General features: G+C 65.2%; 16 protein-coding genes. 14 read left to right on the plus strand and 2 right to left on the minus strand.

Annotated features, from left to right (window positions below; genetic code table 11):
- Nucleotides 1–226: 226 nt before the first annotated feature.
- Both CEK29_RS09920 and CEK29_RS09925 read right to left on the minus strand, forming a co-directional pair.
- Nucleotides 227–1,735 (minus strand): flagellin N-terminal helical domain-containing protein, encoded by a 1,509-nt coding sequence (locus CEK29_RS09920; protein ID WP_094857975.1) that lies wholly within the window; start codon nt 1,733–1,735, stop codon nt 227–229.
- 864 nt (nt 1,736–2,599) lie between these two features.
- Nucleotides 2,600–3,343 carry an RNA polymerase sigma factor FliA gene (locus CEK29_RS09925; protein WP_094857976.1) on the minus strand — a complete coding sequence of 248 codons (744 nt, stop codon included), beginning with the start codon at nt 3,341–3,343 and terminating at the stop codon, nt 2,600–2,602.
- Nucleotides 3,344–3,772: 429 nt separating this feature from the next.
- Between CEK29_RS09925 and flhD the strand changes: the two genes are divergently transcribed.
- From flhD to flhB, 14 genes are all read left to right on the plus strand, one after another.
- Nucleotides 3,773–4,096 (plus strand): flagellar transcriptional regulator FlhD, encoded by a 324-nt coding sequence (flhD, locus tag CEK29_RS09930; protein WP_094799412.1) that lies wholly within the window; start codon nt 3,773–3,775, stop codon nt 4,094–4,096.
- 28 nt (nt 4,097–4,124) lie between these two features.
- Nucleotides 4,125–4,709 carry a flagellar transcriptional regulator FlhC gene (gene flhC, locus CEK29_RS09935; protein ID WP_094799413.1) on the plus strand — a complete coding sequence of 195 codons (585 nt, stop codon included), beginning with the start codon at nt 4,125–4,127 and terminating at the stop codon, nt 4,707–4,709.
- A gap of 122 nt (nt 4,710–4,831) precedes the next feature.
- Nucleotides 4,832–5,710: a flagellar motor stator protein MotA gene (motA, locus tag CEK29_RS09940; RefSeq protein ID WP_094799414.1), complete on the plus strand. Its 879-nt coding sequence runs from the start codon at nt 4,832–4,834 to the stop codon at nt 5,708–5,710.
- A gap of 15 nt (nt 5,711–5,725) precedes the next feature.
- Complete coding sequence (gene motB / locus CEK29_RS09945) at nt 5,726–6,811, plus strand: flagellar motor protein MotB (protein ID WP_094857977.1); 1,086 nt, start codon at nt 5,726–5,728, stop codon at nt 6,809–6,811.
- A 14-nt stretch (nt 6,812–6,825) separates the two neighbouring features.
- On the plus strand, nt 6,826–7,206 hold the full coding sequence (locus CEK29_RS09950; RefSeq protein ID WP_094799416.1) for a response regulator: 381 nt from the start codon (nt 6,826–6,828) through the stop codon (nt 7,204–7,206).
- A gap of 46 nt (nt 7,207–7,252) precedes the next feature.
- Nucleotides 7,253–9,472, plus strand: coding sequence for a chemotaxis protein CheA (cheA, locus tag CEK29_RS09955; protein WP_094857978.1), 2,220 nt, complete (start codon nt 7,253–7,255; stop codon nt 9,470–9,472).
- Nucleotides 9,473–9,486: 14 nt separating this feature from the next.
- Nucleotides 9,487–9,987 carry a chemotaxis protein CheW gene (gene cheW / locus CEK29_RS09960; RefSeq protein ID WP_094799418.1) on the plus strand — a complete coding sequence of 167 codons (501 nt, stop codon included), beginning with the start codon at nt 9,487–9,489 and terminating at the stop codon, nt 9,985–9,987.
- Between the two features lie 94 nt (nt 9,988–10,081).
- Nucleotides 10,082–11,761, plus strand: a complete 1,680-nt coding sequence (locus CEK29_RS09965) for a methyl-accepting chemotaxis protein (protein WP_094799419.1) — start codon at nt 10,082–10,084, stop codon at nt 11,759–11,761.
- A 7-nt stretch (nt 11,762–11,768) separates the two neighbouring features.
- Nucleotides 11,769–12,614, plus strand: a complete 846-nt coding sequence (locus CEK29_RS09970) for a CheR family methyltransferase (RefSeq protein ID WP_094799494.1) — start codon at nt 11,769–11,771, stop codon at nt 12,612–12,614.
- A gap of 44 nt (nt 12,615–12,658) precedes the next feature.
- Nucleotides 12,659–13,717: a protein-glutamate methylesterase/protein-glutamine glutaminase gene (locus CEK29_RS09975; protein WP_094799420.1), complete on the plus strand. Its 1,059-nt coding sequence runs from the start codon at nt 12,659–12,661 to the stop codon at nt 13,715–13,717.
- Nucleotides 13,718–13,767: 50 nt separating this feature from the next.
- Complete coding sequence (gene cheY, locus CEK29_RS09980) at nt 13,768–14,157, plus strand: chemotaxis response regulator CheY (protein ID WP_094799421.1); 390 nt, start codon at nt 13,768–13,770, stop codon at nt 14,155–14,157.
- 11 nt (nt 14,158–14,168) lie between these two features.
- Entirely contained in the window at nt 14,169–14,807 is a 639-nt protein-coding gene (gene cheZ, locus CEK29_RS09985) for a protein phosphatase CheZ (protein ID WP_094799422.1), read from the plus strand.
- Between the two features lie 339 nt (nt 14,808–15,146).
- Nucleotides 15,147–16,694, plus strand: a complete 1,548-nt coding sequence (locus CEK29_RS09990; RefSeq protein WP_094799423.1) for a methyl-accepting chemotaxis protein — start codon at nt 15,147–15,149, stop codon at nt 16,692–16,694.
- A 276-nt stretch (nt 16,695–16,970) separates the two neighbouring features.
- Complete coding sequence (gene flhB, locus CEK29_RS09995; protein ID WP_094799424.1) at nt 16,971–18,122, plus strand: flagellar biosynthesis protein FlhB; 1,152 nt, start codon at nt 16,971–16,973, stop codon at nt 18,120–18,122.
- Nucleotides 18,123–18,124 lie beyond the last annotated feature (2 nt).

Raw genomic sequence — 18,124 nt, forward strand, 5'->3', positions numbered from 1 at the left:
GAAGCGGCATCCCCCGGCATTACGCCAATTAATCCGGCAAACAATGCCTATATTGGTGGGCTCGCGATGCGCGCCCGGGCCGACCGGGGGACGGAGGCGCCGCTCCTGTCGGCCCGCGGCGCGACCCGGTGCGCGCCCATGAAAAAAACCGCCCCAGGGTTTCCCCTGGGGCGGTTCTCGATCAGCGAGAGGGAAGGCGAGCCCTCCCTCCGTGACGCGGCTACGATTAACGCAGCAGCGACAGGACCGTTTGCGGCACTTGGTTGGCCTGCGCCAGCACCGAGGTACCAGCTTGTTGCAGGATCTGAGCCTTGGTCATGTTCGACACTTCGACAGCGTAGTCGGCATCTTCGATACGCGAACGGGCGGCGGACAGGTTGTTCACCGTGTTGTTCAGGTTCGTGATGGTCGACTCGAAGCGGTTCTGGATCGCGCCCAGGTCGCTACGCAGTGCGTCAACGCTGGCCAGCGCATCGTCGATCGAGGCCAGGGGGTCGGCGTTGAGCTTGTCGCCCAGCGTGACCTTGCCGTCGGTGGCGATTTGCGCCTTGTAGTACACGTCGGCGCCGTTGGCTTGGCCCTTGACGACGTAGCCGCCATCGCTGTTAGCGAAGACTTGCGGGTTCGAACCGACTTGCGTGGCCGACAGACCCGACAGGTCAGCCGTCACGGCCGGCACGGTCGAGGGGATTTCGTAATCGCCGACAACGGCGGTTGCGTCCGAAGCCAGGTTGGTAGCGGCAGCGGAGGTGTCGTACTCAACCGTGCCGTCGGTGGCGAACGTGCCAGCCCAGCCGGTCGAGCCGCCATCGGTCGACACGAAGAAGTTGCCCGACGAGTCCAGGTAGACTTCCGGAGCGGCGCCCGTGTTGGCATCTTCGAAGCGGACGTCGTCAGCGTTGACGGTCACGCCGCCGCCGACAGCGATCTGCTGGCCAGCGGTAGCCGCGGTAGCCGTAGCGGCAACCGTGGTGGTCGAGTCGAATTGCAGTTCGCCGGTGGCGTTGTCGTAGCCGGTGACTTCGTAGAAGGCCGAGCCGTCGTTCGAGACATACAGCTTCTCGGGATCAGCGTCGTCCACATACACATCCCACGGGCCAGCCGTGTTGGTGTCGACGGCGTTCAGGGCGACCGAGGTGGTCGTGCCGGCCGGCGTCACGGTCGTGACGGGCGAGGCAGCCAGCTTCGTGGTGTCGAACTTGGCGTTCGTGACGTCCAGGTTGCCGAGGCCGAGCGTGGCAGCGTTGATCTGCTTCAGGTCGATCTTGATGACTTCGTTGTCGTTCGCGCCGACTTGGATCGTCAGGGTTTGCTCGTCAGCCAGAACCTTGACGCCGTTGAATTGGGTCTGTTCCGACACGCGGGTGATTTCGCCCAGACGCTGGGTGATTTCAGCCTGGATCGATTCCAGGTCGCTCTTCGAGTTCGTGCCGTTGACGGCTTGAACGGTCAGTTCGCGAACGCGCTGCAGGTTGTTGTTGATTTCGTTCAGGGCGCCTTCGGTCGTTTGAGCGATCGAGATACCGTCGTTGGCGTTACGAGCGGCTTGGGTCAGACCCTTGACGTTGGCGGTGAAGCGGTTGGCGATGGCTTGGCCAGCGGCGTCGTCCTTGGCGCTGTTGATGCGCAGACCCGACGACAGGCGCTCGATGGCGGAACCCAGAGCCGATTGGGACTTGTTCAGGTTGTTCTGAGCAACGAGCGACAAGTAGTTGGTATTGATAACAGCAGCCATGAATAGCTCCCAAGAGAGAAAGGCATCTTCAAACTGGGCAGCCGAGCCGCCCAACAGTTGCAGTGACTGTCAGAGTCTTTACAGCTCCGATCAGTGTCCCGCTGCCTGGATAACGTCGGGGCCAAACAAATCTTTAGGCCTTTAGTTCGCTGTTACACATTTTTTTTGGGCTGGGGTTTCTTGCGAGGCCGACCGGGCAGGGGGGCACGCCTATCTGTATGGCGGGGATTCGGCAACTTGCGACGCGGTGTTCCGGCGACCTTGCGACGGGTCCTCGCAAGGTGGGTTCGACTGGCCGTATGGGCGCTCGGGAAGGGGGCTAAAGACCACTCCGAGCCTGCCGGGCTCGTAACATTTGGCAATGCTCAGGCGCGCTATATGTGTCGACAGTGGATACATATTACTAACGCCTCGCGTTGCGTAACGATACATTCGGCAGACTCGCGGGTCGTTTAGCTGCGGGTTTCCCCCAGGATTTTCGGCCGTTTCGCCGAGAACGTAACGAATGCCGACGCCTTAAAAGCCTGTAAATCCGTGTTTGTAAGGCGCGAGTTACGTCATTTCGCGCGTTGCATTGCAATCTTTTCGGCGAGTTGTTGCATTGCCCCTGCTCGCGCGAAAGAGCGTGGCGGCGGTGCGATCCGTCGAAAAGGCGATTGACGGCCCGCGTCGGCGGGGCGCGCAGCCCGGCCCGCAAGGCGCGCATGAGGTGGCGGCCCGCGTAGGGCGGCCCGCGCAGGGCGGCCCGCGCAGGGCGGCCCGCGTAGGGCGACCCCGTAAGGCGCGACCGGCGTAATGCGATAGGCGAGGAGAGGGCCTGCGGGCTCGTGCGCGGCGCATGCGCCGGCACGAGCGACCGCGCGGTCAGATGACCTGCGAGAGCAGGCCGTGTTCGGGGAGCTCGCCCCAGGCTTGTTCGCTCAGCGAGGAGCGCAGCCGGGCGGTCGCCTGCGTGCGGAGTTGGCAGACGCGCGCCTCGGTCACGTTGAGCACCGCGCCGATTTCCTTGAGGTTGAGGCCCTGCTCGTAATAGAGGGAGAGCAGCAGCTTCTCACGATCGGGCAGCTTGTCGATGGCCTGGATCAGCGCGGCGCGCAGGTCGGTGGCCAGCAGTGCATTGAGCGGGTTGCCGCTGCTCTCGCTGGCCGCGCCTTCGCTCCAGTCGAGATCGCCCGCGTCATCGCCGCCCATGCCTTCGTAATGCACGATTTGCAGGCCTTGCGCGTCGGTCAGCATGCTCTGGTATTCGTCCAGCGGCACGCCGAGCTCCTGTGCGATCTCGGTCTCGGTGGGCGAGCGCATGAGCTGTTGCTCCTTGCGCTGGATGGCGGTTTCGATCTTTCGGCTCTTGCTGCGCACGCTGCGCGGCAGCCAGTCCTGGCTGCGCAATTCGTCGAGCATGGCGCCGCGGATGCGCGAGGTGGCATACGTCTCGAACTGCGCGTCCGGGCTCTCCTGATAGCGCCGCACGGCATCGAGCAGACCGATCATGCCGGCCTGGATGAGGTCGTCCAATTGCACGCTGGCCGGCAAGCGGGCCAGCAACTGCAGCGCCAGTTTGCGAACCAGCGGTGCGTATTGGACCAAGCTGTCTTCTGCGTTGGGCATTCAGGTTCAGTCTGCAGGTGTCTCACGAATCTCGCTGTGAGATGGGTGTTGCATAGTTGCGACATATGAGGCTAGCCGGCTCGGATGGCCGGAGACGGTCGTCTACGCCTGCTAACCCGTAGATTGTCGACAAATGGCGCTGTTTCATTCTATGAAGAACGCAACTTTTTGCGCGTTTGTTTGCGCATTTGCGATTCTGGCGCTGCAAGAGATGTAACGAGTAACTGTCAAGCTCGAAGAAAGTCTGAAAAAAATCAATGTTTCGTCATAAAAGTCATAGAAAATGACAGGGTGCATGTTAAATTGCATGCAAATTGCGATCAAATGATACATTTCGCATTAAGACGAAAACAGGTCTGCGTGAGGTTTCTCGGGGGCGCGGATCTGGACTTCTTCACCCCGGCTAGACATCGTCAACGGAGTACCAAAGTGAAAACCGCCGATAGTTCCTTGCTCGCCGATATACGCGAAGTGAATCTCTCGTATCTGCTGCTTGCCCAACGCATGTTGCGAGACGATTACGCGGCCTCCATGTTTCGCCTGGGTTTCAGCAATGAGGTCGCGGACATTCTGATGCGCCTGTCGCCCGCTCAGCTGGTGAAGCTGGCCAGCTCGAGCTCGCTGCTGTGCCGTTTCCGTTTCGACGATTACAGCTTGTTGTCGGCGTTGACCCAGGATGTGCTGGGCGGTGCCCTGCAACAAGCTCATGCCACGATTCTGCTGGCCAAACAGCCAGTCGAAGAGTTGGCCTGACCAACCGCTCACTGAGCAGGAAGGCGGTATGCCAGTAAAAAGCGTTTCACAGGAAGCCGACGAGATTCTGTTGGCCAGTGCAATGATCACACTCGGGGCGCGGCTTCAAGTACTCGAAGCCGAGACCAGCCTCAGCCATGACCGGCTTGCGCGCCTGTATCGCGAAATCCGGGGCTGCTCGCCACCCAAGGGCATGTTGCCGTTCTCGGTGGACTGGTTCATGACCTGGTTGCCGAACATTCACTCGTCGTTGTTCTACAACGTCTACTCCTTCCTCAATACGCGGACCTCGAGCAAGGGTGTGCGCGCCGTGATCGACGCCTATCGTCTGTATCTCGAGCACGCCCAGACCGACGCCACGCAGCCGGCAGGTTCGGAGCCGGTGCTGAGCTTCACGCGGGCCTGGATGCTGGTGCGCTTCTTCGACAGTGGCATGCTGCAGTTGTCGTCGTGCCGTCAGTGCGGCGGGCATTTCATCGCCCACGCGCACGATCCGCAGACCGACTTCGTGTGCGCCATCTGCCGTCCGCCACCCCGTGCGGGCAAGACGCGCGCGGCGGCTCGTGCACGGGCCAACGCGGGTACGCCGGCACGCGCCGAACAGGCTTCCTGACCCCCCAGGGAAGGCCAAACACGCCAAAAGCCCCAAAAAACCCCCCGTAACCCGCGTTTTTGCGACAGGGTCCTCGGGGGATCATTGTCGCCAGTTTTAGACTACGTTGGCAGAGGCCTGATGTGTTGATTGTTATCGGTTATGCAGTGGTGATCATCGCGGTGATCGGCAGCTTCATGGGCTTGGGCGGGCACCTCGGTGCACTCTACCAGCCGTTCGAGCTGACCCTCATCGGTGGTGGCGCGTTGGGCGCTTTCCTGGCCGGTAACAGCCGCAAGACGCTCAAACTGGTGAAGGGCGCCATTCCGCGCGCCTTCAAATCCGGCCCGTACAGCAAGGACCTCTACATGGAGCTGATGGCGCTCCTGTATGTGCTGCTGAACAAGGCGCGCCGCGAAGGCCTGATGGCCATCGAATCCCACATCGAGGATCCGCAGTCCAGCCCGGTGTTCAATGAGTATCCGCGGATCATGAAAGATCCGAAGCTCATGGAGTTCATCACCGACTACCTGCGCATCATGATCAGCGGCAACATGAGCTCGTTCGAAATCGAAACGCTCATGGACGAAGAAATCGAAACCTTCCGCCACGAGCGCGAAGTGCCCACGCACGCGCTGCAGCAGATGGCCGACGGCCTGCCGGCCTTCGGTATCGTGGCCGCCGTGCTGGGCGTGATTAAGGCGCTGGCCGCCGTGGATCAGCCGCCCGCCATTCTGGGCGACCTCATCTCCAAGGCCATGGTCGGCACGTTCCTCGGGATTCTGCTCGCCTACGGTTTCGTTGCGCCGTTCGCCTCGCGCGTCGAAGGCCAGGCCGCCGAATCCGTCAAAGTGCTGGAGTGCATCAAGGTCACGCTGCTGGCCAGCATGAATGGCTATCCGCCGCAGCTCGCCGTGGAATTCGGCCGCAAGGTGCTGTTCTCGTCGGTTCGCCCGTCCTTCGGCGAGCTCGAAGAGCACGTTCGACAGGCAAAGACCAGCTCGGCCCCCGGCCGCGCCTGATCGGGAGTCCGTTAGATGAGCACGGTCAACAACCACCGTGTGGTGGTCCGCCGCAAGAAGTCCGGCGGCAAGGGCGGCCACCACGGCGGCAGCTGGAAGATCGCCTACGCCGACTTCATCACGGCGATGATGGCGTTCTTCCTGGTCATGTGGCTGATCAGCATCGTGCCGCGCGAAGAGCTCAAGGGCATCGCCGAGTATTTCCGCATGCCGCTGAGCGTCGCCATCGCGGGCGGCCCCAGCAGCTCGGCCGAGACCAGCGCCATCCCCGGCGGCGGCTCGGATCCGCTGCGCGACCAGGGCGAGACCCGTCGCTCCAATGGCAATCGCGTGCAGTCGCAGAACATCCCGGACTCCGAGCGCCGGGATCGCCATCGCCTGGAGCGCCTGAAGCAGCGTCTCGACAGCCTGATCGAGACCAGCCCCGTCCTGAAGAACTTCAAGCCGCAGCTGCTGATCGACATGACGACCGAGGGCTTGCGGATCCAGATCATCGACAGCCAGAACCGCCCGATGTTCGCCACCGGCAGCGCCGAAGTGCGCCCGTACATGCGCGACATCCTGCGCGAGCTCGGCCCGACGCTCAACGAGCTGCCCAACAAGATCAGCATCTCCGGTCACACCGACGCGTCGCAGTACGCGCGGGGTGAGCGCGCCTACAGCAATTGGGAGTTGTCCGCCGACCGCGCCAACTCCTCGCGCCAGGAATTGGTGGCTGGCGGCATGAACGAAACCAAGGTGCTGCGCATCCAGGGTTTGTCTTCGAGCATGAGCCTCGTTAAAGATGATCCATATGCTGCCGTTAACCGGCGTATCAGCTTGGTAGTGCTGAACGAGAAAACGCAGAAGCGTATCGAGGACGAGAACGCGGCGGCCGCGGAAGTGAGCGCGCGCGATGCCCAGGATGTGATGCATGCAGTGCAGGAACGCGCGGCCGCGGCCGCCGCGGCGCCCGCCTCCGGCATCGTGATCCCGGTCATCACGCCGGCCACGCCGCCCGCGGGCACACAGCCGGCGCCGGCACCGGCCGCGCAGGCCGCACCCGCGGCGGCAGCCGCGACGGTCACGGTGACCACCGTCTCGGGTACCTCTGCCCGGTAGGAGTGAACAGGAGCATGACCGCAAAGATATTGGTCGCGGATGATTCCGCAACGATGCGCATGATCGTGCGGGCCGCCTTGGCGGGCGCAGGATGGGAGGTCGTCACGGCCGGCAACGGGCAGGAAGCGCTCGAACTGGCCGGCCAGCACGACATCCATCTGGTCGTGAGCGACTGGAACATGCCGGTAATGGGCGGCCTGGATCTGATCCGGGGCCTGCGCGAGCAGGAGCGCTATTTCGATGTTCCGGTTTTGGTACTGACTACCGAGGATGACGTGGACAGCAAGACAGCTGCCCGCGATCTGGGGGTCTGCGGCTGGCTGAACAAGCCGGTCGATCCCGAAACTCTGGTGGATTTGGCCGCCGAGCTGCTCGATGAGCAGCCGCCGGTTTAGTGTCAACACGCTTCGGCGTGTTCTATAGGAAGGCAAACGGCTCATCATGAGTTCAGGTCTGGACCTCAGTCAGTTCTACGAAACGTTCTTCGACGAAGCGGACGAATTGCTCGCGCAGATGGAGCAGTTGCTGCTCGAGCTCGACGTCGGCCAACCCGACATCGAACAGCTCAACGCCATCTTCCGCGCCGCGCACTCCATCAAGGGTGGCGCGGCCACGTTCGGCTGCTTTCAAAAGCTGGCCGAAACCACGCATTTGCTCGAAAACCTGCTGGACGCCATCCGTCGCGGCGAAATGAAACTGCGCGCCGATATGGTCGATACTTTTCTGGAAACGAAAGACGTGCTCAAAAGCCAGTTGGATGCCTATCGGGCCTCCGAAGAGCCCGATCAGGCCGTGTTCGAACGGATCTGCGCGGTGCTGCGGCAACTCGCGCTGGAAGGCAAGGGCGAGGCCGCCCCGGCTGCCGCGGCGCCTGCGCCGGCACCCGCACCTGCACCTGTCGCTGCCGCGCCCGCGCCTGTCGCGGCGCCCGCCCCGGCTGCCGCAGCACCGGCTGCCGCAGCACCGGCTGCCGCAGCCCCGGCTGCCGCGGCCGACAGTTCCGCGCTGCCGTTCCGCGTGCAGTTCCGCAAGGTGTCCGACAAGGACGCCCAGTCGCTGCTCGAAGAAATGGGCAACCTCGGCACGGTGCACCATCATGAGCGCACCCCCGAGGCCCTGACCGTCTGGGTCGATACCACCTGCGCGCAGGACGATATCGAGGCGGTGTGCTGCTTCATCGTCGATGCCGATCAGCTGGATATCCGCCGTGAAGCCGCGCCGGGCAAGCCCGCCGCCACGCCCGACGTGGTCGAGCAGTTCGAGGCCGCCGCGGCAGGTTTCGCCGCGCCGGCCGTCGCCGCGCCGGCCGTCGCCGCGCCGGCCGTTGCCGCGCCGGCGGCTCCCGCTGCTGCCGCACCCGCCGCACCCGCCGCACCCGCCGCACCCGCCGCCGCGCCCGCACCGGCTCCGGCCGCAGCCGCTGCCGCGCCTGCCGCGCGCGCCGCCGCGCCGGCCCACGCCAACACCGAATCGACCTCGATCCGGGTCGGCGTGGAGAAGGTCGATCAGATCATCAACCTGGTGGGCGAGCTCGTGATCACGCAGGCCATGCTGGCCCAGACCGCGTCCACGCTGGACCCGGTGCTGCACGATCGCCTGCTCAACGGCATGGAGCAGCTCGAACGCAACGCGCGCGACCTGCAGGAAGCCGTGATGTCCATCCGCATGATGCCGATGGATTACGTGTTCTCGCGCTTCCCGCGGGTCGTGCGCGACATCGCCGGCAAGATGGGCAAGCAGATCGAACTGCAAACCTTCGGCCGCGCGACCGAGCTCGACAAGAGCCTCATCGAACGCATCATCGATCCGCTGACGCACCTGGTGCGCAACAGCCTGGATCACGGTATCGAAACGCCCGAGAAGCGCGTCGCGGCCGGCAAGGAGCCGGTGGGCCAGCTGGTCCTGTCCGCGCAGCACAACGGCGGCAACATCGTGATCGAAGTGAGCGATGACGGCGGTGGTCTGAATCGCGACCGCATCCTGAAGAAGGCCCAGACGCAAGGTCTGTCGGTGAACGAGAACTCGCCCGACGAAGAAATCTGGCAGCTGATTTTCGCGCCCGGCTTCTCGACCGCCGAGCAGGTCACCGACATCTCCGGCCGTGGCGTGGGCATGGACGTGGTCCGCCGCAACATCCAGGACATGGGCGGCCACGTGCAGCTCTCGAGCGTTCCGGGGCAGGGCACCACGACCCGCATCGTGCTGCCGCTGACGCTGGCCATCCTCGACGGCATGTCGGTGCGCGTGGGCGAAGAGACCTTCATCCTGCCGTTGAACCACGTGACGGAATCGCTGCAGCCGACCGAAGACCAGATCTACTCGGTGGCCGGCAACGAGCGCGTGATGCATGTGCGCGGCGAGTACCTGCCGCTGGTGGAAATGCACCGGGTGTTCTCGGTGCACGAGGCACAGACCGATCCCACGCAGGCCATCGCCGTGATCATGCAGGCCGAAGACCGCCGCTTCGCACTGCTGGTGGACCACCTGGTCGGCCAGCATCAGGTGGTGGTGAAGAACCTCGAATCCAACTATCGCAAGGTCCCCGGCATTTCCGCCGCGACCATTCTCGGCGACGGCAGTGTTGCACTGATTGTCGACGTATTCGCGCTTGCGCGTGCCAACCGTGAGCGTTGGTCGCAGCCCGAAGCCATTCTGAATTGACGGAGAGCACTACCATGGCAGCCAAGCCGCAAGCGCAAAACGCCCGTGTCGAAGACGTGGGCAACGAATTCCTGGTCTTCACCCTGGGTTCGGAAGAGTACGGTATCGACATTCTGAAGGTGCAGGAAATCCGCGGCTACGACGCCGACGCGGTGACCCGCATCGCCAACGTGCCCACGTTCATCAAGGGCGTGACGAACCTGCGCGGCATCATCGTGCCGATCATCGACCTGCGCATCAAGTTCAACCTGGGCAGCGTCGAATACAACGAGCAGACGGTCGTCATCATCCTGAACCTCGACCACCGCGTCGTGGGCATCGTGGTCGACGGCGTGTCCGACGTGCTGATGCTCAACGCCGGCCAGATCCGTCCGGCGCCGGAATTCGGCGCCACGCTCTCGACGGAATACCTGACCGGTCTGGGCACCGTTGACGAGCGCATGCTCATCCTGGTCGACATCGAAAAGCTGATGACCAGCGACGAAATGGAGCTGGTCGAGCGCGTCGCTTCCTGATCCCGGGAAACGCAGGACAAGCCGGGCGGCGGAAGCATTTCGCCGCCCGCCGTATTGCAGGCGTGGCAATCATCGCAGGGGAGACCCGTACGTTATGCGCAAGTTCTTGGCGAATCTGACCATCCGCAGCAGTTTGCTGGCGGTGTTGGCGTTCTTCTCTTTCATGCTGGTGCTGGGCGCCGCGCTGGGTGTGCTGTCGTTGCGCGTTTCCAATGGCACGCTGGTCGAGGTCAAGCAGACGCAGGATCTGTCAGACTCCATGGGCCGCGTCGTCGCGTCGTACAAAGACACGCTCAATGCGATGGGCCGCGCCGCCACCGCGCAATACGCCGACATCGTGCGTTCCATCGGTCAGCCGTTGATGGTGCAGCAGGGCCTGGCCACCGAAGCCGCCGGCCTGTTGCAGCGCTCGAAGGCCGCCCTGGCCCGCGCGCAGACCGAATTCGATTACTACAAGACCCTGCCCAAGCCCGACAGCGCCGCCGCTTCCCTCAAGGAAATCGAGGAGTCGTTCGGCGCGCTGGTCACGCAGGGCCTGAACCCGCTCATCGCCTCGCTCGAGAAGGCGGACATGTCGGGCTATCAGTCGCATGTGCAGATGGTGCAGGATGCGCTCGAGGCGCGCTTCGCGCGTTCGATCGACGCGTTCGACGCCTGGCGCGCGGGCCTGGTGCAAGAGGCCTACGACACGGCCGAGAAGCGCTACACCTTCGTGCTCGCGGCGGTCGCCCTGGGCGGCGTCGTGGCCTCGCTGCTGGTGTTCATGACCTACGTCTTCCTGCGCCGCCGCGTGCTGGCGCCGCTCAAGGAAGCCGGCTCGTACTTCGATCGCATCGCCGCGGGTGACCTGACGGCGCGCGTCGACGTGCGCAACAGCAACGAAATCGGCCAGCTGTTCGCCGCGCTCAAGCGCATGCAGGAAAGCCTGACCCGCACCGTGTCGTCGGTGCGTCGCGGCGTCGAAGAGATCAACGTCGGCGCGCACGAGATCGCCGCGGGCAACACCGATCTGTCGTCGCGCACCGAGCAGCAGGCGGCCTCGCTCGAAGAGACCGCGGCCTCGATGGAGCAGCTCGCTTCCACCGTGAAGCAGAACGCCGACAACGCGCGCCAGGCCAATCAGCTGGCCGCCAGTGCCTCGGACGTGGCCGAGCGCGGCGGATCGGCGGTGTCGGAAGTGGTGCACACCATGGAAGGCATTTCGGCCAGCTCGCGCAAGATCAGCGAGATCGTGTCGGTGATCGACGGCATCGCGTTCCAGACCAACATCCTGGCGCTCAACGCCGCGGTGGAAGCCGCCCGCGCGGGCGAGCAGGGCAAGGGCTTTGCGGTGGTGGCGGGCGAAGTGCGCTCGCTGGCGCAGCGCAGCGCCCAGGCCGCCAAGGAAATCAAGGTGTTGATCGAAGACTCGGTGACCAAGGTGGGCACGGGTTCGCAGCAGGTCGGGCGCGCCGGCGACACGATGCAAGAGATCGTGGCCTCGGTGAAGCGCGTGACCGACATCATGGGCGAGATTTCGGCGGCGTCCGAAGAGCAGTCCAGCGGCATCGATCAGGTCAATCGCGCGGTGGCGCAGATGGACGAAGTGACCCAGCAGAACGCGGCGCTGGTGGAAGAAGCCGCGGCCGCGGCCGGCTCGCTGCAGGAACAGGCCGAGCGCCTGGCCGAAGCGGTGGCCGTATTCAAGATCAACGGCGGCGAAGTCATCGACGCGTCGCTGGAGCGCCTGGGTGCGCGGCGTCATGACGCCGGCCACCTGGCGTTGGAGCATTGAGGAAGGCATGTTGAACACCACCCCGTCATTTTCGGCGGAGCGCCAGTTCGAATTCCGCGACGCGGACTTCTCCCGGGTGCGCAGCATGATCTATGCGCGCGCCGGCATTTCGCTGGGCGCGCACAAGCGTGAAATGGTGTACAGCCGTCTGGCGCGCCGCCTGCGCGCGCTGGGCAAGATGGACTTCAGCAGCTATCTCGACGAACTCGAGAATCAGCCCTCGGCCGCCGAGTGGGAAGACTTCGTCAACGCGCTCACGACCAACCTGACCGCGTTCTTTCGCGAGTCGCATCACTTCCCGATCCTGGCGGATTTCGCCCGGACCCGCGGCGGACCGGTGTCGGTCTGGTGCTGCGCGGCCTCCACGGGCGAAGAGCCTTACTCGATCGCGATCACGCTGACCGAGGCGCTGGGCGGCCGTGCGAGCAACAGCAAGGTCTACTCGACGGACATCGACACCAACTGCCTGAACAAGGCGCGTGCCGGGGTGTACACCTGGGACCGCGTGGCGAAGATGGACGAGGCGCGCCTGAAGCGCTTTTTCCTGCGCGGACGGGCCGACAACGAAGGCCAGGTGAAGGTGCGGCCCGAGATTGCGCAGATGGTGCAGTTCGAGACGCTCAACCTGCTGGCGCCCTCGTGGCCGGTGACCGAGAAGTTCGATGCGATCTTCTGCCGCAACGTGATGATCTATTTCGACAAGCCGACGCAGGCCAAGATCCTGCGGCGCTTCGTCCCGCTGCTCAAGCCGGGCGGACTGCTGTTTGCCGGCCACTCGGAGAACTTCACGTACATCAGCCAGGATTTCCGCCTGCGCGGCCAGACCGTGTACGAGTGCGTAAGCCAGGATTAAACGATCAACGTCAGAAAAGCGGCCCGGAAGAAGGGGCCTGGACCATGAAGAAAATCAGAGTACTTTGCGTTGATGATTCCGCCCTGGTGCGGGGCTTGATGACCGAGATCATCAACAGCCATGCCGACATGGAAGTCGTGGCCACCGCGCCCGATCCGCTCGTCGCGCGTGAACTGATCAAGCAGCACAACCCGGATGTCCTGACGCTGGACGTCGAAATGCCGCGCATGGACGGCCTCGACTTCCTCGAGAAGCTGATGCGCCTGCGCCCGATGCCGGTCGTGATGGTGTCGTCGCTGACCGAGCGCGGCGGTGAAATCACGCTGCGCGCGCTCGAACTGGGCGCCATCGACTTCGTGACCAAACCCAAGCTGGGGATCCGCGATGGCCTGCTGGATTATTCCGAGCTCATCGCCGACAAGATTCGCGCCGCCTCGCGCGCGCGCCTGCGCGCCCCGACGCCGGCAGCCGCCGGCACGCCCGCGCCGGTGCGTCTGCGCAGCCCGTTCGCGAGCTCGGAGAAGCTGGTCATCATCGGCTCGTCCACCGGCGGCACCGAAGCCATCCGCGAGGTGCTGCAGCCGCTGCCGCCGGACAGCCCGGCCATTCTGATCACGCAGCACATGCCGGCGGGCTTCACCCGCTCGTTCGCGCAGCGCCTCGATGCGCTGTGCGCCGTGACGGTGCGCGAAGCCGTCCATGGCGAGCGTGTGCTGCCGGGCCACGTGTATCTTGCGCCGGGCGGCGAACAGCATATGAAGCTGGGCCGCAGTGGTGCAAACTACGTGATCGAACTGGAGACGGGTGACCCGGTCAACCGCCACCGTCCTTCGGTCGATGTGCTTTTCAATTCGGCGGCCGTGGCCGCCGGCCGCAACGCCATCGGCGTCATCCTGACCGGTATGGGCAAGGACGGCGCCGCGGGCATGCTGGCCATGCGTCGTGCCGGCGCCCACACGCTGGCCCAGGACGAAGCCAGCTGCGTGGTGTTCGGCATGCCGCGCGAGGCCATTGCGATCGGCGCCGCCGACGAAGTGGTGTCGCTCGGCGACATGAGTGAACGGATCCTGTTGCGTGTGGGCGATCGAGGCCACCGCGTCTGACCGTGGCGCACCGCGACCACGGCTTTGAGCGAATTTTTTTGGAGTGTTAGATGGTAGACAAGGGACTCAAGATTCTCGTGGTGGATGACTTCCCCACGATGCGCCGGATCATCCGCAACCTGCTCAAAGAGCTGGGTTTCGAGAACGTCGACGAGGCGGAAGACGGCCAGATGGGCCTGGACAAGCTGCGCAACGGCGGCTTCCAGTTCGTCGTGTCCGACTGGAACATGCCCAACCTCGACGGCCTGGAGATGCTCAAGCAGATCCGTGCCGAGCCCAGCCTGGCCTCGCTGCCGGTGCTGATGGTGACGGCCGAGGCCAAGAAAGAAAACATCGTCGCGGCGGCTCAGGCAGGCGCCAACGGCTATGTGGTGAAGCCTTTCACGGCGGCGACGCTGGAAGAAAAGCTCAACAAGATCTTCGAGAAAATCGGCGGCTGAGGTAAGGCATCATGAACGCGACGGACACCGGTACAGGTAATCAGGCTGAATCGGGCGATCTGATCCATCGGATCGCTTCGCTCACGCGGATGCTGCGCGACAGCATGCGCGAACTCGGCCTGGATCAGGCCATCAAGGATGCCGCTCAGGCGATTCCGGATGCACGCGACCGGCTGCGCTATGTCGCGCAGATGACGGAGCAGGCGGCCAACCGCGTGCTCAACGCCACGGAAGCGGCGGGCCCCGTGCAGGACGGCATGTCGCGCACGGCGCGCGAGCTCGACACCCGCTGGCAGCAGTGGTACGACCAGCCGCTCGACGTGCCCGAGGCGCGCAGCCTCGTGCAGGACACGCGCGCCTTCCTGGGCGAAGTGCCCGAGCACGCGCAGTTCACGCAGAACAAGCTGATGGAAATCGTGATGGCTCAGGATTTCCAGGATCTCACCGGTCAGGTCATCATGCGCATGATGGACGTGGTCGGCGCGATCGAGCGCGAACTGCTGCAGGTGCTGCTCGACAGCGTGCCGCAAGAGCGCCGCGACGAGGCCAACAGCCTGTTGAACGGTCCGCAGGTCAATCCCACCGGCAAGGCCGATGTGGTGACCAGCCAGGATCAGGTCGACGATCTGCTGGCCAGCCTCGGCTTCTGATCGCGCTTTTGCGTTTGGGCGCGACCGGCGAGGTGCGGCCGGCTAGGCGCGACCGGCCAGGTGCGGCCGGCTAGGCGCGACCGGCGAGGTGCGGCCGGCCAGGCGCGGCCGGCCAGGCGCGGCCGGCAAGGCGCTGCCGGCGAGGCGAGGCGCCGCGCTTCGCATGCCGCGCGCCGGCGGGACGTACTTTCCCTAAGAGTCAGACCGTGGGTCCCCGGCTAGACTTGCTGTAACAAAAAACAAATAACAGACGCAGCATTACGAATGCCGCCAGCCCCTCGCGGGGTGGGCGCTCCAGCCGTCCGACAGAGCCGGCGGGGCAGGGCACAGGGAGGAGTCATGGCTAGTCGCACCGTCCGCGTAGGCGGTCTCTGGCGTTTGCTGCGCCGTCTCAATCGCGGCCAGGCGACCCTGGCGCAACGCGCCTGGTCGCTGAGCCCGGCCTCGTGGCCGCTATACCGGTTTCTGGGCCAGATCCGCACCCGCATCATCACGGTGCGGCAGGCCAGCATCGACATCGCGCTGAACACCGCCCGCACGCAATTCCAGGCGGGGCAGTGCGCCGGGCTCACGCGCGAGCAGGCCGGCGCCGCCGAGGCGCTCGCCGCCAGCTCGAGCCAGATCGCCGGCCTGTCCGCCACCACGTCCAGCCATGCGCGCGAGATCGCGCAGGTCTGTGGCGACAACCTGCACACCGCGCGCCAGGCGCAGGCCGCGCTCCAGGAGGTGCACGAGCGCATCGAGCGCATGAGCGCGCACATGGCCGAGTTCGGCGCGACCGTGGCCCAGCTGACCGAGCGGGCGCGCTCGGTCAGCGATATCAGCCGCCTGATCAAGGACATCGCCCTGCAGACGCAGCTGCTCGCGCTGAACGCGGGCGTGGAGGCGGCGCGCGCGGGCGACGCGGGACGCGGCTTCGCGGTGGTCGCCACGGAGGTGGGCCGTCTGGCCGAACGGGTCAATGCCGCGACCGGCGAGATCGGCAGGCACACCGGCGAGATGCTCGAACTGGTCGAGGCGACGCAGGGCCGCACCGGCACGCTGGCCACCGACGTGCAGGCCTGCGACGGCCGGCTGGGCGGTACGCGGCGCGACTTCGACGGCTTCGTGCGGGATTTCGACGGCATGAATCGTCAGGTCACCGAGGTGGTCGGTGCCATCGACGAGGTGGACCAGACCAACCAGGCCATGAGCGCCGAGGTCGGCCGCGTGGCGGCCCTGGCGGGCGATGTGCAGGCGCGCGTGGCCGCCATCTCGGGCGAGGTGGACCGGATCCGCAACCAGACCGAGGGCGTGCAGGAGGTGCTGGCCGGCATGCGCACCGGCAACACGCCGTTCGATCTGCTCAACGACGCGGTGCTGGCGTTTCGTGACGAGGCGGCCGCGCTGCTGGGCGCGGCCAGGGCGCGGGGGCTCGACGTGTTCGACCGCGATTACCGCCGCATCGCCGCCAGCGATCCGCCGCGCTTTCACACCTCGTACGACCAGGTGATCGACGCGGCGCTCACGCGCCTGCTCGATCGCGTGCTGGACGCGATTCCGGGCGGCAGCTACGCGCTGATCGTGGACGCGCGCGGCTACGCGCCGGCGCACAACAGCCGCTACTCTCATCCGCCTTGCGGCGACCCTGCCGTGGACACGGCGCGCTCGCGCAACAAGCGCATCTTCAACGATCCGGTCGGGGCGCGGCTGGCCTCGAACACGGGCAGCCTGCTGTTCCAGACCTACCCGCGCGACACGGGCGAGATCGTCAACGATGTGTCGATTCCGCTCTATCTGGGCCCGGAGCATTGGGGCGCCGTGCGGATCGGGCTCGATTTCGCGCGCTTTCGCGAGATGGTGGAGTCGGGCGCCGCACGGGTCGACCGGGCCTGGGCGCCGGCCTGAGGCCATCGCGCCGGCCGGCTGGATCCGGGCGCGATCCGGGCGCGATCCGGGCGGGCGTCTGTGACGGTTACGTCTGGCTGCGGCGCCCCAAATGCGGCCCGGGCGGGCGGGCCGGCGCGCCGGGTGCCCGCGTCCCGCGCCAGGGGCGGGCGAGGGCGTCTGAATAACGCCGATTTCCCCCCTTTTCTTGGGTGATCGCGGCCCCCCGGCTGCGCCTAGAATCTCGGCGGGCGGCTCACAACCTTCAGATTGTGAATCGCGAACCTACCGCTGCTGATGGCCGAAGAAAGCGACCTCGAAAAGACCGAATCTGCCTCACCTCGGCGCCTGGAAAAGGCGCGCGAGGAGGGGCAGATCGCGCGTTCGCGCGAGCTGGGCACGTTTCTGCTGCTGGCCGTGGGCGCGGCCGCCTTGTGGATGACGGGCGGGCTGCTCTATCGCGGGCTGTCCGGCGTGATGCAGGGCGGGCTGGCGTTCGACCAACGGATCGCGCACGACACGACGGTGATGGTCAACCTGGCCGTCGACGGCTTCGGCAAGGCGCTGCTGGTGCTGCTGCCGGTGTTCGGCGCGCTGGTGGTGACCGCCGTGCTGGCCAGCGTGGCGCTGGGCGGGCTGGTGTTCTCGACCAAGCCGCTGGAATTCAAGTTCGACAAGCTCAACCCGCTGTCCGGCATCAAACGGATGTTTTCGTCGCAGACGCTGATCGAGCTGGTGAAGGCCCTGGGCAAGGCACTGCTGGTGGGCGGCGCGGCCGCCTGGACCCTGTGGCATTACCAGCCGCAGATGATGAGCCTGATGCACGTGGCGCCATCGGCCGCGCTGGTCACGGCACTCAAACTGGTGGCGATCTGCTGCGCGATCATCATCGCGTCGCTGTTCCTGATCGTGCTGATCGACGTGCCGTGGCAGATCTTCTCGCACCTGAAGAAGCTGCGGATGACGAAGGAAGACGTCAAGAAAGAGCACAAGGAGTCGGAAGGCGACCCGCACGTGAAGGCGCGCATCCGCCAGACGCAGCGTGCCGCCGCGCGCCGCCGCATGATGTCGGAAGTGCCGAAGGCGGACGTGATCGTGACCAACCCGACGCACTACGCCGTGGCGCTGGTCTACAACGAGAAAGAACTGGCCGCCCCGCGCGTGGTGGCCAAGGGCACCGGTCTAATCGCGGCCAAGATCCGCGAAATCGGCGCCGAACACCGTATTCCCATGCTGGAGGCGCCGCCGTTGGCGCGTGCCTTGCATCAACACGTCGAGCTGGGACAGGAAATCCCCTCGGCACTTTACACCGCGGTAGCCGAAGTGCTGGCGTGGGTTTTCCAGTTGCGCAGCTGGCGCGCCGGCGCCGGCATGCATCCGGAGGCGCCAGGCGCCCTGGCCGTGCCCGCCGAACTGGACCCGCTCGCTCGTACCGCACAAGGAGCTTGATC

This window comes from Bordetella genomosp. 5, from assembly GCF_002261475.1.
Classification (GTDB): Bacteria; Pseudomonadota; Gammaproteobacteria; order Burkholderiales; family Burkholderiaceae_B; genus Bordetella.

Excerpts from the sequence above, each read along its gene's own strand:
- flhC (WP_094799413.1), top strand. The coding sequence starts at position 4,125 with ATGCCAGTAAAAAGCGTTTCACAGGAAGCCGACGAGATTCTGTTGGCC.
- CEK29_RS09950 (WP_094799416.1), top strand. The coding sequence starts at position 6,826 with ATGACCGCAAAGATATTGGTCGCGGATGATTCCGCAACGATGCGCATG.
- CEK29_RS09925 (WP_094857976.1), bottom strand. The coding sequence starts at position 3,343 with ATGCCCAACGCAGAAGACAGCTTGGTCCAATACGCACCGCTGGTTCGC.
- CEK29_RS09920 (WP_094857975.1), bottom strand. The coding sequence starts at position 1,735 with ATGGCTGCTGTTATCAATACCAACTACTTGTCGCTCGTTGCTCAGAAC.
- cheW (WP_094799418.1), top strand. The coding sequence starts at position 9,487 with ATGGCAGCCAAGCCGCAAGCGCAAAACGCCCGTGTCGAAGACGTGGGC.
- cheA (WP_094857978.1), top strand. The coding sequence starts at position 7,253 with ATGAGTTCAGGTCTGGACCTCAGTCAGTTCTACGAAACGTTCTTCGAC.
- CEK29_RS09970 (WP_094799494.1), top strand. The coding sequence starts at position 11,769 with ATGTTGAACACCACCCCGTCATTTTCGGCGGAGCGCCAGTTCGAATTC.
- CEK29_RS09965 (WP_094799419.1), top strand. The coding sequence starts at position 10,082 with ATGCGCAAGTTCTTGGCGAATCTGACCATCCGCAGCAGTTTGCTGGCG.
- CEK29_RS09975 (WP_094799420.1), top strand. The coding sequence starts at position 12,659 with ATGAAGAAAATCAGAGTACTTTGCGTTGATGATTCCGCCCTGGTGCGG.
- cheZ (WP_094799422.1), top strand. The coding sequence starts at position 14,169 with ATGAACGCGACGGACACCGGTACAGGTAATCAGGCTGAATCGGGCGAT.
- CEK29_RS09990 (WP_094799423.1), top strand. The coding sequence starts at position 15,147 with ATGGCTAGTCGCACCGTCCGCGTAGGCGGTCTCTGGCGTTTGCTGCGC.
- cheY (WP_094799421.1), top strand. The coding sequence starts at position 13,768 with ATGGTAGACAAGGGACTCAAGATTCTCGTGGTGGATGACTTCCCCACG.
- motB (WP_094857977.1), top strand. The coding sequence starts at position 5,726 with ATGAGCACGGTCAACAACCACCGTGTGGTGGTCCGCCGCAAGAAGTCC.
- flhB (WP_094799424.1), top strand. The coding sequence starts at position 16,971 with ATGGCCGAAGAAAGCGACCTCGAAAAGACCGAATCTGCCTCACCTCGG.